At 71.8% G+C, this 13,155-nt stretch carries 17 protein-coding genes; 5 read left to right on the top strand and 12 right to left on the bottom strand.

The window, feature by feature from the left end; all coding sequences use genetic code 11:
• Nucleotides 1-9: 9 nt before the first annotated feature.
• The 10 genes from BMY97_RS01575 to clpS form a co-directional block, all read right to left on the bottom strand.
• Nucleotides 10-777 carry an MBL fold metallo-hydrolase gene (locus tag BMY97_RS01575; RefSeq protein ID WP_091611339.1) on the bottom strand — a complete coding sequence of 256 codons (768 nt, stop codon included), beginning with the start codon at nucleotides 775-777 and terminating at the stop codon, nucleotides 10-12.
• Nucleotides 778-807: 30 nt separating this feature from the next.
• The gene (gene murI, locus BMY97_RS01580) at nucleotides 808-1,608 is read right to left on the bottom strand and encodes a glutamate racemase (RefSeq protein WP_091611342.1); all 801 of its coding nucleotides are present in this window, start codon (nucleotides 1,606-1,608) and stop codon (nucleotides 808-810) included.
• The gene (locus tag BMY97_RS01585) at nucleotides 1,605-2,279 is read right to left on the bottom strand and encodes a rhomboid family intramembrane serine protease (protein ID WP_245787094.1); all 675 of its coding nucleotides are present in this window, start codon (nucleotides 2,277-2,279) and stop codon (nucleotides 1,605-1,607) included. Before BMY97_RS01585 ends, murI begins: the two co-directional genes overlap by 4 nt.
• Nucleotides 2,280-2,288: 9 nt before the next feature.
• Nucleotides 2,289-3,062: an aspartate/glutamate racemase family protein gene (locus BMY97_RS01590; protein WP_091611345.1), complete on the bottom strand. Its 774-nt coding sequence runs from the start codon at nucleotides 3,060-3,062 to the stop codon at nucleotides 2,289-2,291.
• Entirely contained in the window at nucleotides 3,059-4,009 is a 951-nt protein-coding gene (locus BMY97_RS01595; protein ID WP_091611347.1) for a PLP-dependent cysteine synthase family protein, read from the bottom strand. Before BMY97_RS01595 ends, BMY97_RS01590 begins: the two co-directional genes overlap by 4 nt.
• 3 nt (nucleotides 4,010-4,012) lie before the next feature.
• Nucleotides 4,013-4,291 carry a MoaD/ThiS family protein gene (locus tag BMY97_RS01600; protein ID WP_091611350.1) on the bottom strand — a complete coding sequence of 93 codons (279 nt, stop codon included), beginning with the start codon at nucleotides 4,289-4,291 and terminating at the stop codon, nucleotides 4,013-4,015.
• Nucleotides 4,292-4,364: 73 nt separating this feature from the next.
• Complete coding sequence (locus BMY97_RS01605) at nucleotides 4,365-4,772, bottom strand: M67 family metallopeptidase (protein ID WP_091611353.1); 408 nt, start codon at nucleotides 4,770-4,772, stop codon at nucleotides 4,365-4,367.
• Nucleotides 4,773-4,832: 60 nt separating this feature from the next.
• On the bottom strand, nucleotides 4,833-5,828 hold the full coding sequence (locus BMY97_RS01610; RefSeq protein ID WP_091611355.1) for a P1 family peptidase: 996 nt from the start codon (nucleotides 5,826-5,828) through the stop codon (nucleotides 4,833-4,835).
• On the bottom strand, nucleotides 5,825-6,382 hold the full coding sequence (locus tag BMY97_RS01615; RefSeq protein WP_091611358.1) for a DUF2017 domain-containing protein: 558 nt from the start codon (nucleotides 6,380-6,382) through the stop codon (nucleotides 5,825-5,827). The genes BMY97_RS01610 and BMY97_RS01615 overlap by 4 nt, the downstream gene beginning before the upstream one ends.
• On the bottom strand, nucleotides 6,379-6,678 hold the full coding sequence (gene clpS, locus BMY97_RS01620; RefSeq protein ID WP_091611360.1) for an ATP-dependent Clp protease adapter ClpS: 300 nt from the start codon (nucleotides 6,676-6,678) through the stop codon (nucleotides 6,379-6,381). Before clpS ends, BMY97_RS01615 begins: the two co-directional genes overlap by 4 nt.
• A 74-nt stretch (nucleotides 6,679-6,752) precedes the next feature.
• Here clpS and BMY97_RS01625 point away from each other — a divergent pair, with 74 nt between their 5' ends.
• Nucleotides 6,753-8,057: a nicotinate phosphoribosyltransferase gene (locus BMY97_RS01625; protein WP_091611363.1), complete on the top strand. Its 1,305-nt coding sequence runs from the start codon at nucleotides 6,753-6,755 to the stop codon at nucleotides 8,055-8,057.
• A 12-nt stretch (nucleotides 8,058-8,069) separates the two neighbouring features.
• The gene (locus tag BMY97_RS01630) at nucleotides 8,070-8,648 is read left to right on the top strand and encodes an isochorismatase family protein (protein ID WP_091611366.1); all 579 of its coding nucleotides are present in this window, start codon (nucleotides 8,070-8,072) and stop codon (nucleotides 8,646-8,648) included.
• A 2-nt stretch (nucleotides 8,649-8,650) separates the two neighbouring features.
• Here the strand turns inward: BMY97_RS01630 and BMY97_RS01635 are convergent, their stop codons facing one another.
• Nucleotides 8,651-9,313, bottom strand: coding sequence for a hypothetical protein (locus tag BMY97_RS01635; protein ID WP_091611369.1), 663 nt, complete (start codon nucleotides 9,311-9,313; stop codon nucleotides 8,651-8,653).
• A gap of 173 nt (nucleotides 9,314-9,486) precedes the next feature.
• Between BMY97_RS01635 and BMY97_RS01640 the strand changes: the two genes are divergently transcribed.
• From BMY97_RS01640 to BMY97_RS01650, 3 genes are all read left to right on the top strand, one after another.
• Nucleotides 9,487-10,077: a biotin transporter BioY gene (locus BMY97_RS01640; protein ID WP_091611372.1), complete on the top strand. Its 591-nt coding sequence runs from the start codon at nucleotides 9,487-9,489 to the stop codon at nucleotides 10,075-10,077.
• A gap of 93 nt (nucleotides 10,078-10,170) precedes the next feature.
• Nucleotides 10,171-12,222 carry an ATP-dependent DNA helicase gene (locus BMY97_RS01645; protein ID WP_091611375.1) on the top strand — a complete coding sequence of 684 codons (2,052 nt, stop codon included), beginning with the start codon at nucleotides 10,171-10,173 and terminating at the stop codon, nucleotides 12,220-12,222.
• Nucleotides 12,223-12,280: 58 nt separating this feature from the next.
• Complete coding sequence (locus BMY97_RS01650) at nucleotides 12,281-12,613, top strand: hypothetical protein (RefSeq protein ID WP_091611378.1); 333 nt, start codon at nucleotides 12,281-12,283, stop codon at nucleotides 12,611-12,613.
• A gap of 104 nt (nucleotides 12,614-12,717) precedes the next feature.
• On the opposite strand, the gene BMY97_RS01655 is transcribed toward BMY97_RS01650, so the two are convergent.
• A complete protein-coding gene (locus tag BMY97_RS01655; RefSeq protein WP_091611381.1) occupies nucleotides 12,718-13,122 on the bottom strand; it encodes an OsmC family protein in 405 nt (134 codons plus the stop codon).
• Nucleotides 13,123-13,155 lie beyond the last annotated feature (33 nt).

Here is a 13,155-nt window from a genome sequence, read left to right on the forward strand (position 1 = left end):
GTCTGCCGTTCAGAGGTCGTAGACCGAGCCCTGGGCCACGACCTCGGCGTCCGGGAACACCGCCGAGGCCTCGGCGAGCACCGCGCGCCGATCGGTCCACGGCGCGATGTGGGTGAGCAGCAGCCGCCCGACGCCGGCGTCCTTGGCCAGCTCGCCCGCCTGCTTGCCGGAGAGGTGGACGCCGCCGGGGCGGTCGGCCGCGTCGGTCCAGGAGGCTTCGGACAGCAGCACGTCGACGCCGTCGGCCAGCTCGCCGAGCGCGGCGCACGGGCCGGTGTCGCCGGTGTAGGCGAGGATCCGGCCGCCGTAGGAGACGCGCAGGCCGAACGCCGGCGTCGGATGGTTCACGGCGACGGCGGTGACCTCGAACGGGCCGATCGAGATCCGCTCTTCGCGCAGCGCGTGGAACTCGTAGACGTCGGAAAGGTCGACGCCGGCCCGCTCGTCCGCGTCGGCGGCGTACGCGTGGGCGAGGCGCGAAGGCGCGTCTGGCGGCGCGTACAGCGGCAGCCTCCGAGGACGGGCCGGGTACGGCGGCGCGGGGTGGTAGCGGCGCAGCACCGTGAGCGCGTTGACGTCCGCGCAGTGGTCCGAGTGCAGGTGCGAAAGGACCAGCGCGTCCAGGTCGAACGGGTCGAGCACCGTCTGGAGCTGGGCGAACGCGCCGTTGCCGAGTTCGAGCCCGAGCCGGAATCCCTCCGCCTCCAGCAGGTAACCGGACGCTGCGGTGTTCGGCCCGGGAATGCTGCCCGAGCACCCGAGGATCGTCAGTCGCACAGTCCTCAGCCTAAACTTCCCGGCTCGGTTCTACGCGCTGGTGGGAGAGAGGACACCCGGCGCGAAGCCCATGAAGCGCTGGGCGAGGCGTGTGAACGGCTCCGGCGATCCGGTGGCCAGGAACTCGTGCCGCGGCGGGGTGTCGCGCTCGGCCAGCAGGTCGAGTTCGGTGAGCACGCGGAACAGGTCCTTGGCCGTCTCCTCGGCGCTGGAGACGAGCGTGACCTCCTGGCCCATCACGATCTGCAGCACCCCGGACAACAGCGGGTAGTGCGTGCAGCCGAGCACCAGCGTGTCCACTTCGGCGTCCAGCAACGGCTCCAGGTAGCCCTGCGCGAGGCCGAGCACCTGGCGTCCGGAAGTGATGCCGCGCTCGACGAAGTCGACGAAGCGCGGGCACGCGACGCTGGTGAGCTTCACGTCGGGCGCCGCGGCGAAGGCGTCTTCGTACGCGCGCGAGCGGACCGTTCCCTCCGTACCGATGACCCCGACGCGCTTCGAGTGCGTGGCCACCACGGCGCGGCGCGCGGCGGGCAGCACGACCTCGATCACCGGCACGTCATAACGCTCGCGAGCGTCGCGCAGACAGGCGGCCGAAGCGGTGTTGCAGGCGATCACGAGGGCCTTCACGCCACCTTCGACGAGGTCGTCGAGCGCCGCGAGCGCGTACTCGCGAGCCGTGGCGATGGGCAATGGGCCGTACGGATTGTGCGCGGTGTCGCCGACGTAGCGAAGCTGCTCCGACGGCAGCAGTTCCAGGATCGAGCGGGCGACGGTGAGACCGCCGACGCCGGAGTCGAAAACACCGATGGGCGCGTCCGGGGAGGTCACACCCCGAGGTTACCGCCGGGTGGCGCCGGGATCGCCTTGGCGCTCCGTCGATCGCCGCGCGAAGTCAGCCAGGCCGCGAGGACGCCGGCCAGCGCGCCGAACAGGTGGCCCTGCCAGGAGATGCCGGTGTTGCCGGGCAGCAGGCCCCAGAGCATGCCGCTCCAGATGCCGAGCAGCACCACGGCCACCAGGATCTGGCCGGCCGCGCGGTTGAAGATGCCGCGCACCAGCAGATAGGCCAGCCAGCCGAAAGCGAGCCCGGAAGCACCCACGGTGTAGGTGTTGCCACCCGGTCCGACCAGCCACACACCGACGCCGGAGATCACCCAGATGATCGCCGTGACCACGGCCCAGCGCCCGATGCCCGCCGCCATGGCGAGGAAGGAGAACACCAGCACCGGCACCGTGTTCGAGAACAGGTGCGACCAGTTGGCGTGCAGCAGCGGCGCCCAGAGGATCCCGTCGAGCCCCGAAAGCCGCCGCGACACGATGCCGCCGTGGTCCAGGTTCGCCGGGAGGATCACGTCGATCAGCTCCACCAGGTACAGGACCAAGGTGAACGAAAGCGCCACGATCGCCGCCGTCTTCGGGTTCGGCGGCAGGATCCGCTTCGCCACGTCGGTGGGCTGGTCACCGGACGGCGCGGGCAGAGGAGAAAGTGGTGTGCTCACGCGTCCAGGTTACGGCGTGACCGGCGCGTCCCGCCTCGGGTGAAATCCCTGATCTCGACCCCGGGGATCAGCGGGAAGAGGCGGCAGCGACGCGACGCCGAGCGCCCAGTCGGCCGCCGCCTCCGCGTGCAGCCGCGTGGTCGGGAAGGACGGCACCGGGCTGTCCGTGGCGTCCACGAGCAGCTCGATCTCCGTGCAGCCGTAGATGACGCCTTCCGCGCCGGCCTCGACCAGCCGCCGGATCACGCCGCGGTAAGCCTCGCGGGACTCCGCGCGGATGACGCCCTGCACCAGCTCCTCGTAGATGATCCGGTGCACCAGCGCCTGGTCTTCCGGCGACGGCACCAGCACGTCCAGCCCGTGCGCGGCCAATCGTTCGCGGTAGAACGGCCGGCCCATGGTGAACGCGGTGCCCAGCAGCCCGGCTCGGGTGACGCCCGCGGCGCGGATCGCCGACGCCGTGGTGTCGGCCAAGTGCAGCAGCGGGATGCCGAGGCCGTCGACGATCCGGTCCGCGACCTGGTGCATCGTGTTCGTGCAGAGCACCACCACGTCCGCGCCCGCCGCCTCCAGCGCCCGGGCGGCCTCGCCGAGCAGCGCGCCCGCGTCGTCCCAGCGGTCCTCGGCCTGCATGGCCTCGACCTCGGCGAAGTCGACCGAGTAGAGCACCACCCGCGCGGAGTGGAAGCCGCCCAGCGCGGCCTTCACCCGCTCGTTCGCCAGCCGGTAGTACTCGGCCGAAGACTCCCAGCTCATGCCGCCCAGCAGGCCGACGACCTTCACGCCCAGAGCTGCCCGTCCAGCCGCGCCGCGGCCTCGTCCAGGGAACCGGAGTACGCGCCCGTCGAGAGGTACTTCCAGCCCGCGTCAGCCACGACGAACGCGACGTCGGCAGGCTCGCCCTTCGCCGCCGCCTTCTCCGCGACGGCGAGCGCCGCGTGAAGCACCGCGCCCGTCGAGATACCCGCGAAGATGCCTTCGTGCTCCAGCAGCTCGCGAGTGCGGCGAAGCGCGTCGTACGCGCCGACGGAGAAACGGCTGTTCAGCACGCTGGGGTCGTACAGCTCCGGCACAAAGCCCTCGTCGAGGTTGCGCAGGCCGTACACCAGCTCGCCGTACCGCGGCTCGGCCGCGATGATCTGCACGTCCGGCTTCGCTTCGTGCAGGTAGCGCCCGACGCCCACGAGAGTCCCGGTCGTGCCGAGGCCGCCGACGAAGTGCGTCACCGTCGGCAGGTCCTTCAGCAGCTCCGGGCCGGTGCCGCGGTAGTGCGCGTCCGCGTTGGCCGGGTTGCCGTACTGGTAGAGCATCACCCACTCCGGGTTCTGCTCCGCCAGCTCCTTCGCCCGGCGGACGGCCTCGTTCGAGCCGCCCGCGGCGGGTGAGAACACGATCCTCGCGCCGTACGCCTGCAGCAGCTGCTTGCGTTCGATGGAGGTGTTCTCCGGCATCACGCAGACCAGCCCGTAACCCTTGAGCTTGGCGGCCATGGCCAGGGAAATGCCGGTGTTGCCCGAGGTCGGCTCCAGGATCGTGGAGCCGCGCCGCAGCCGCCCCTCACGCTCGGCGGCCTCGATCATCGCCAGCGCGGGGCGGTCCTTGATCGAACCGGTCGGATTGCGGTCCTCGAGCTTCGCCCACAGCCGCACGTCGTGCGTCGGGGAAAGCCGGGGAAGCCCGACCAGCGGGGTGCCGCCGAGGGCGTCCAGGAGCGACTCGTAGCGGGCCATGGATCAGCGAGCGCCGCCGGCCACGGCGGGCAGGATCGTCAGGGTGTCGCCGTCCTTCACCTCGGCCTCGAGGCCACCGGCGAAGCGCACGTCCTCGTCGTTGACGTAGACGTTGATGAAGCGGTGCAGCTTCTCCTCCTTGACCAGGCGGGCCTTGAGCCCGGCGTGGCGCGACTCGACGTCGTCGATCACCTCGAGGACGGTCTTGCCCGCCGCCTCGACGGACTTCTCGCCGCCGGTGTGCGTGCGCAGGATGGTCGGGATGGACACGGTCACGGCCATGGGTTTCTACCTCCGGTGGGTTCTCACAGGCTGACGCGCGGGACGCCGCCCTTATTCCGGTGAGCCGGGCGGCTCAGCCGAGGATTTCGACCGGCTCCTCGGTGATCTCGGCGTCCACGATCCGGTACGAGCGGAACTCGTGCGAGTCGGGGTCCCGCGTGGAGACGAGCACGTAGTGCGCTTCCGGCTCGGCGGCGATGTTCGCGTCGGTGCGCGACGGGTAGGCCTCCGTCGCGGTGTGCGAGTGGTAGATGACCACCGGCACCTCGTCGTTCGCGTCCATCTCGCGGTAGAGCTTGAGCAGGTCGCCCGAGTCGAACTCGTAGAACGTCGGCGAGCGGGCCGCGTTCAGCATGGGGATGAACCGTTCGGGCACATCGGAGCCCTCCGCGCCGGCGATCACCCCGCACGCCTCGTCGGGGTGGTCACGGCGGGCGTGGGCGACGATCTCGTCAACGAGTTCACGGCGGATCCGGAGCACATCGACATCTTAGGTGGTGGACACACTGTGTCCAGATGCTGGGAGTCGCAGCTCAGCGGCTCAGTACGCCTCGGGCCAGACGTCCCGGTACGCCACCACGCCGCCGGCCGCCGTGGCCGCCAGCAGACCATGCACCATCGCCCGCGCGAAGACCCGGGCGGCAGCCGAGCACAAGGCGTCGAGGGCGCCCGCGCGCTGGGCGTCGGCGAATGAGCCCGCGGGCACGGGCAGCTCGCGAGCACCGGTGGCCAGTGCGAAAACGGTGTCACCGTCGAACATCGTGTGCGCGGGCCGTACAGCACGGGCCAGCCCGTCCTGCGCGGCCACCGCCAGCCGTCGCGCCTCGGCCTTGGACAGGGCCGCGTCGCAGGCCACGATGCCGATCGTGGTGTTCAGGTCGGTCCCGGCGGGCGGCACCGAGCCGGGCCGGGCCGGCCAGCGGACGCCGAACTCGCCGTCCACCTCGTGGTCGGCGGCGAACGGGCGGCCGGTGGTGAAGTCCACGGCCTCACCGGCCGCGTTCACCGCGGCCAGCGCGCCCACCGTGAACCCGTTCACGACCTCGCTCGCGGTCCCGATCCCGCCCTTCAGCGAGCCGACGACGGCACCCGCCCCGGCACCGACGGTCCCCTGCGCGACCGCGCCCGAAGCGGCGGCTTCACAAGCGGCGTAACCGAAAGACGCGTCCGGCCGGTTGCCCCATTCGCTGCGCGGCAGGTCGAACAGCACCGCCGCGGGCACGATCGGCACCACCTCGTGCGGCGCCGCGCCGACCGGGAAGCCCAGGTTCCGCTCGCCGAGCCAGCGCATCACCCCGTCGGCCGCCGCGAGCCCGTACGCGCTGCCGCCCGACAGGCACACCGCGTTCACGCGCTGCACCAGGTTCTCCGGCTCCAGCAGGTTCGTCTCACGGGTGCCGGGGGCGCCGCCGCGCTGGTCGACCGCGCCGGTCGCACCGCCGGGCACCAGCACCACCGTGGTGCCGGACGCCCAGCCGCCGCCGACCCGCTGGTGGTGACCGACCAGCACGCCCGGCACATCCGTCAGCCCGCTCATGCGGTCAGTGCTTGGATCAGCGTCTCCTGTACCCAGGTCAGCCAGTGGTAAACGCCGAGGTGCGGGGCGCGCGGATCGTCGTCGGGCAGCTCGTCCGGCATGTCCTCGGTGACGTCGAGGGCGGTGCCGAGCGCCAGACGCACGTCGTTGAGCGCGCCCAGCCAGGCGTCGGCCTGCTCGAAGCTCAGCCGCACGTTGCCGCCGTCGCGGGGCAGCGTGTCCAGCACGATCTTCGCGACGCCGACCTTCTTCTCCAGCAGCTCCGGCTCGTGCAGCGACCGCATCGCGGCGGCGGAATCGAGGTCCTCGCGCGTCGGGTTGTCCGGGTCGAGCTTGTGGAAGTCGGGCAGCAGCCGCGAGAGCACCGGGTCGTCCGGCGACTCCGACGGCCCGGTGCGGATGCCGGTGAGCTCGGCCAGCTCGTCCTGCGGCGCCTCCTCGGCGCGCGCGGTGAGCATATCCTCGAGCTGGCTGACCAGGCCCCGCAGCACGGCGGCCTCCTGCTGCTCGAAACCCGCCAGGATCGACTCGCCCTTGCGGCGCCAAGGCTTCATGAAGGCTGTTCCATGGTCGCCCACAGGCCCGCCGCGTGCAGCTTCGCCACGTCGACCTCCACCTTCTCCTTGGAACCCGACGACACGATGGCCTTGCCCTTGTGGTGCACGTCGAGCATCAGCTTCGTGGCGTGGTCGCGGCTGTAGCCGAACAGCTTCTGGAACACGTACGTCACGTACGACATCAAGTTGACCGGGTCGTTCCACACGACGGTGCGCCACGGCTTGTCCTCCTCGGCGACTTCGACCCCGAGTGGATCAACCTGCGTCTGTTCGGATGCGACAGGCGTGGACATGCACTCCATGGTGTCACGGGGGTCACCGGGTACGCCGCGCCAGGTCCGGCCATGTGGGTGAATAGGCTGACCCCATGGGTTCACCCGAGCCGGTCACCAGCGCCAGCACGGCGCTGCTCACCGACCACTACGAGCTGACCATGCTGAGCAGCGCGCTCGCCGACGGAACCGCCGAGCGGCCCTGCGTCTTCGAGGTCTTCGCGCGCCGCCTGCCCGACGGCCGCCGCTACGGCGTCGTCGCCGGGACCGCGCGCGTGCTCGACGCGATCGCGGACTTCCGGTTCACCGACGCCGAGCTGACGCAGCTGGAGCAGACCGCCGTCGTCGACGACGCGACCATCGCCTGGCTCGCCGACTACGAGTTCTCCGGCGACATCGACGGCTACCCCGAGGGCGAGCTGTACTTCCCCGGCTCGCCGCTGCTGACCGTCACCGGCGGCTTCGGCGAGGCGGTGCTGCTGGAGACGCTGGTGCTCTCGATCCTCAACCACGACAGCGCGATCGCGTCGGCGGCGGCGCGGATGGCGGGTGCCGCGCACGGCCGGCCGATCATCGAGATGGGCGGCCGTCGCACGCACGAGTACGCCGCCGTCGCCGCCGCGCGCGCCGCCTACCTGGCCGGCTTCGCCACGACGTCGAACCTCGAGGCCGGCCGCCGCTACGGGATCCCCACCCGCGGCACCGTCGCGCACGCCTTCATGCTGCTGCACGACAACGAGGAGCAGGCGTTCCGCGCGCAGGTCGACAAGATGGGCGCGGACACCACGCTGCTGGTGGACACCTACGACATCACCGCGGGCATCGAAGCCGCCGTGCGCGTGGCCGGGCCGGAGCTGGGCGCGATCCGGATCGACTCCGGCGACGTCGGCCCGCTGGCCCGCAAGGCCCGTGACCAGCTCGATTCCCTCGGCGCGAAGGACACCCGCATCGTCGTGTCCGGCGACCTCGACGAGCACGCGATCGCGGCACTGCGCGCGGAGCCGGTGGACGCGTACGGCGTGGGCACCTCCGTGGTCACCGGCTCGGGCGCGCCGACCGCCGGCATGGTCTACAAGCTGGTGGAGGTCGACGGCCGGCCGGTCGCCAAACGCAGCGCGCACAAGGAATCCCGCGGCGGCCGGAAGTCCGCGCTCCGCCGCCACCGCGTCACCGGGACCGCGATGGAGGAGGTCGTCTGGACGGCCGCCTCCGGGCGGCCCGAGCCCGAGGAACACGACCGCGAACTCCAGCTGCCCCTGGTCCGCGGCGGCCGCGCGGTGGATGATTTGCCCACGCTGGACGACGCGCGGGCCCGGCTGCGGCGCGCGCAGGTCAGCCTGCCGTGGGAGGGCCTCAAGCTTTCGCACGGCGAGCCCGCGATACCGACGACGTTTCTGTAGAGGGAGCCGACCATGGGAACCGCCCTGATCGTGGTGGATGTGCAGAACGACTTCTGCGAAGGCGGTTCGCTCGGTCTGCCCGGCGGGGCCGCCGCCGCGGAGGCGATTTCGGCGCGGGCGGCCGAGGGCGGCTACAGCCACGTGGTCGCGACCCGCGACCACCACATCGACCCCGGCGACCACTTCAGCGACACGCCGGACTTCAACACCAGCTGGCCGGTCCACTGCGTCGCGGGCACGCCGGGCGCCTCGTTCCACCCTTCGCTCGACGTGGTGCCGATCGAGGCGGTCTTCTCGAAGGGCGAGTACACCGCCGCGTACTCCGGCTTCGAAGGCAAGTCACGCGAAGGCAAGACGCTCGAGGAATGGCTGCGTGCCAACGAAGTCACCGACGTGGACGTGGTCGGCATCGCCACCGACTTCTGCGTGCGCGCCACGGCGCTCGACGCGGCGAAGGCCGGCTTCGGCGTGCGCGTGCTGCTGGACCTGACCGTCGGCGGCTCGCAGCCCACCGTGGACGCGACGCTGAAGGACTTCGAGGAAGCCGGCGTCGCCTACTCCGGCACGGCCGCGGTGCCGCCGCCCGCCTGAGGTCAGCTCTGCGGCGGGGCCGGCGCCCCGCCCTTGCCGAACGGGTTGCAGGCTGCGGTGCCGAGGTAGATGTCGCCGCTGGCCGGGCCGCCCTGCGGGAACAGCTGGATGTGCACGGCATGCGTGACCAGGCTGCCGTCGGCCGGCTGCGGGGTCACGGTCTCGTTCAGCGTGACCATGGCCAGCGCCGTGCCGGCCGCGCCGCCGGGGATGGCGACCCGGTAGTTCGCCGGGATCGACGACGGCACGGTGATGCCCTCGACCGTGCCGATCGAGACGTCGCCGGTGCTGCCGTTCCGCGTGGTGCTGCAGCCCGCGGAGTAGGTGCGGACCTTCAGCACCGGGCCGCCGTAGCGCTTCAGCACATCCGACTCGAAGCGCTGGCCGCCGGCCAGGACCGTGGTGACCCCGTCCTTGCGGCCACAGGTCGTGCCACCGAGGCCGAAGACGGCGACGTCACCGGTCCTGCCGCCGTCGGAACGCCCGGTCAGCGGCCCGTCGGCGTCGCAGCGGGCGAGCTCGCCGGTGGTCACGTGCTCGCCGTCGGCCAGCACGTCGACGCTGCCCGAGGCGCCCCACCCCGTGGAGGTGACCCCGTCCGCCCACGCCACGCCGGGCAGGGCCGCCAGTGCCAGCGCCGTCACCATCAGGACCCGTCCGCGCATTCCGCACTCCTCTCCGTCCGTGCTTCGACATCGGCAGCGCGGCACCTCGCCCAAACGTCGTAACCCCTACATCACCCGGACGAGTGCGGTGGTGAGGAACGCAACTTGTGGGGTTCTCGCGAACTAACGGGCGTTAACCTCCTCGGACGTCCGTTCTCGTTCTGGGAGGTCCCGTGTCGTCGCTGTCCCTCACCGGCCGCCGCCAGGTGCTCGCCGACCTCGTCCCCGGCACCCTCGTGCGCGACCTGACCCTGGTCGCCGGCGGTGCCCTGCTCACCGGCGCCGCCGCGCAGCTGGTCATCCCGGTCCCGGGCAGCCCGGTGCCGATGACCGGCCAGACGTTCGCCGCGCTGCTCGTGGGCGCCTCGCTCGGCATGCGCCGCGGCGCCGCCTCGATGCTGCTGTACCTGCTCGTCGGCGCGGCCGGCGTGCCGTGGTTCCAGGGCGCCACCTCCGGGTTGTCCGGCGCCTCGGCCGGTTACATCGTCGGCTTCGTCTTCGCCGGTGCCCTCGTGGGCGCGCTCGCCCGCCGCGGCGGTGACCGCACGCCGCTGCGCATGGTGGGGACGATGGTGGCCGGCAACGTGGTGATCTACGCGTTCGGCGTGCCGTGGCTGATGGCCGCCACCGGCTTCGACCTGGCGACCGCGTTCGACAAGGGCGTGACGCCGTTCCTGATCGGCGACGCGCTGAAGACGGTCGTCGCGGCGGGTGTGCTGCCGCTGGCGTGGGCCGCGGTTTCCCACCTCGGCAAAGAAGACTGAGTTACCAGGAAGTTCCCCGCGGTTCCGGCGCGAGCGGCCCGTTCGCGCCGGAACGCGCGGTCCTGTCGGACCCGGCGGCTATCGTGTCTCGCTGTGCCCGTCCGAACAGATTTCCCCGGCGTCCTCGAACTCTTGACCCACGCGGTCGAGTCGGTGGGCGGTACCGAGCGCCCCGGCCAGGTCGAGATGGCCGACGCGGTCGGCCGCGCCATCCGCACCGGTGAGCACCTCGCCGTCCAGGCCGGCACAGGCACCGGCAAATCGCTGGCCTACCTGGTGCCCGCGATCCGCCACGCCGTCGAGAAGGAGGCCACGGTGGTGGTCTCCACGGCCACCATCGCGCTGCAGCGCCAGCTGGTCGACCGCGACCTGCCGCGCCTGGCGAAGGCGCTGAAGAAGCCACTCGGCCGCGAGCCGACTTTCGCGATCCTCAAGGGCCGCCGCAACTATCTCTGCCTCCACCGGCTCGACACGGGCGCGCCCGACGAGCCGGAGGACGCGCAGCTGTTCGACCCGTTCGCGGTGTCCCGGCTGGGCAAGGAGGTCACGCGGCTGCGGGAATGGGCCTCCGACACCGAAACCGGCGATCGCGACGAGCTGGTGCCCGGCGTCGGCGATCAGGCGTGGCGGCAGGTTTCCGTCACGGCCAGGGAATGTCTGGGCGCCGCGCGCTGTCCGATCGGCACGGACTGCTTCGCCGAGCGGGCACGGGCCGAGGCCGGCCGCGCCGACGTGGTGGTGACCAACCACGCGTTGCTGGCCATCGACGCGTTGCAGGGCTACCAGGTGCTGCCCGACCACGACCTGGTGATCATCGACGAGGCGCACGACCTGGTCGACCGCGTCACCTCCGTCGCCACCGGCGAGCTGAGCAGTGCCATGGTGTCCGCCGCCGCGCGGCGCAGCGGGCGGGTGATCGACGCGGACGTGGCCGACCGCCTGCTGGAATCGGGCGACGGCCTCGCACTCATCCTCGACGACCTGCCCTCGGGCCGGATGGACACGCTGCCGCAGGCGCTGAAGGGCGCCGTCCCGGCGGTCCGAGACGCGGCGAAGGCCTGCCTCACCGCGCTGGGGTCCGACCGCAAGGAAGACGTCGAGGGGGCCACCGCGCGCAAGCTCGCGCGCACGCTGCTGGAAGAGGTGCACGACACCGCCGTCCGCCTGCTGGAGGCGTACGAAGAGGATCAAGCGCACCAACGCGACGTGGTCTGGCTGACCGGCGACAAGTACTCGTCCAACCCGCGCCCGCCGGCGTTGAAGGTCGCGCCGCTGGGCGTCGCCGGACTGCTGAGGGAGCGGGTGTTCAACCTCAGCACCACGGTGCTGACCTCGGCGACGCTGACCCTCGGCGGCACGTTCGACACGATGGCACGGCAGTGGGGCCTGCCGCCGGGCCAGGCGCGGGTCGAGAAGTCGCCGGGCACCGCCACGGACAAGGAGGCACCGTCCGACGAGGACAAGGGCCCCAAGTGGACGGGCCTCGACGTCGGCTCGCCGTTCGACCACAAGCGCAACGGGATCCTGTACCTGGCCAAGCACCTGCCGCCGCCGGGCCGCGACGGGCTGGCCGAGTCCACAATGGACGAGCTGGCCGGGCTGGTCGAGGCCGCGGGCGGGCGCACGCTCGGGCTGTTCTCCTCGATGCGCGCGGCGAAGCAGGCCGCGGAAGCCATGCGGGAGCGGCTGGACCACCCGATCCTCTGCCAGGGCGACGACGCCACCTCGCTGCTGGTGCGCAAGTTCACGGAAGACCCGCGCACCTGCCTGTTCGGCACGTTGACGCTGTGGCAGGGCGTGGATGTGCCGGGCCCGTCGCTGCAACTCGTGGTGGTGGACCGGATTCCGTTCCCGCGCCCGGACGACCCGGTGTCCTCGGCGCGGCAGCGGGCCGTGGAAGCCAGGGGCGGCAACGGGTTCCTCACCGTCGCGGCCACCCACGCGGCCCTGCTGCTGGCCCAGGGCACCGGCCGGCTGCACCGCTCGATCACCGACCGCGGCGTGGTGGCCGTGCTCGACTCGCGGCTGGCCACCGCGCGGTACGGCGGATTCCTGCGCGCGTCGCTGCCGCCGTTCTGGCCCACCACGGATTCGCAGGTCGCGCGCGACGCGTTGAAGCGACTGGACGCTGCCGCGCCCGCGTGACGGCGCGCACAACCCCAGCGGGTACGGTAACGAGAACGAACACGACAGGGAGCACCGGTTGACCCAGGATTCGTCCAGCGCACGATCCCGGACCGTCAGTGTCGACGACACCGGGGTGCGGCGCGTTCTCGCCGATGGCAGCGAAGAAGCCGTGACGTGGTCGGACCTCTCGTCCGTGATGGTCAGGGTGATCCCGGACGGCCCCTGGAACGAGGACGTCTTCTTCATGCTCGTCGGCCACGACGGCAAGGGCACCGCCGTGCCGAGCGGCGACCCGGCGGCCGACGCGCTGATCGAGCGGCTCCAGTCGCTGCCCGGCTTCGACAACGACAAGTTCATCGAAGCCATGACCACCGACGCCGACCAGGCCTACGTCGTCTGGCAGAGCTGAGCCGTCCCGGCCTGTCCACCACAGCCGGGCCCACCGCGGCCCAGCCCATCGCCCGGTCCGCAGCAGTCTCCGCGGGCCGGGCGTATTCGCGTGTTCTGCCGGGTTCAGGCGGTCGGGAACGTCTCCGTCACGGGGATGCCCTTCTTGAGCGTCCGGCTCACCGTGCACAGGCGCTCGATCGCGCGGTCCACGGCGGCGGCCAGCGCCTCGCGCTGAGCCGGCTCGAGGCCGGACACGTCGACGTCGAAGGCCAGGTGGACGGCGTCCAGCTCGGAGGCGCCGTCACGCCGGTCCGCGGTGGCGCCGACGCGGAACTTCGAGTCCTCGCCCACCCGCCGGGTGATCAGCTCTTCGGCGGTGACGGCGGCACAGCCCGCCGCCGCGATCTGCAGCAGCTCGGCCGGAGAGAACGCGCCCTCGGCGCCCTTGCGGCCCAGCCGCACCTGCGCGCCGCGGTCGTTGCGCCCGACGAAACTGTGCTCACCTTCGCGCTGCACTTCCAGGGTCACGTCAAGCTCCTCAGTCTCAAAGGAAAGTACTCA

This window comes from Amycolatopsis saalfeldensis (genome assembly GCF_900110575.1).
Classification (GTDB): domain Bacteria; phylum Actinomycetota; class Actinomycetes; order Mycobacteriales; family Pseudonocardiaceae; genus Amycolatopsis; species Amycolatopsis saalfeldensis.

Coding starts and splice junctions, on each gene's coding strand:
- BMY97_RS01635 (WP_091611369.1), bottom strand. CDS start 9,313: ATGCGCGGACGGGTCCTGATGGTGACGGCGCTGGCACTGGCGGCCCTG.
- BMY97_RS01610 (WP_091611355.1), bottom strand. CDS start 5,828: ATGAGCGGGCTGACGGATGTGCCGGGCGTGCTGGTCGGTCACCACCAG.
- BMY97_RS01625 (WP_091611363.1), top strand. CDS start 6,753: ATGGGTTCACCCGAGCCGGTCACCAGCGCCAGCACGGCGCTGCTCACC.
- clpS (WP_091611360.1), bottom strand. CDS start 6,678: ATGTCCACGCCTGTCGCATCCGAACAGACGCAGGTTGATCCACTCGGG.
- BMY97_RS01595 (WP_091611347.1), bottom strand. CDS start 4,009: ATGGCCCGCTACGAGTCGCTCCTGGACGCCCTCGGCGGCACCCCGCTG.
- BMY97_RS01615 (WP_091611358.1), bottom strand. CDS start 6,382: ATGAAGCCTTGGCGCCGCAAGGGCGAGTCGATCCTGGCGGGTTTCGAG.
- BMY97_RS01630 (WP_091611366.1), top strand. CDS start 8,070: ATGGGAACCGCCCTGATCGTGGTGGATGTGCAGAACGACTTCTGCGAA.
- BMY97_RS01600 (WP_091611350.1), bottom strand. CDS start 4,291: ATGGCCGTGACCGTGTCCATCCCGACCATCCTGCGCACGCACACCGGC.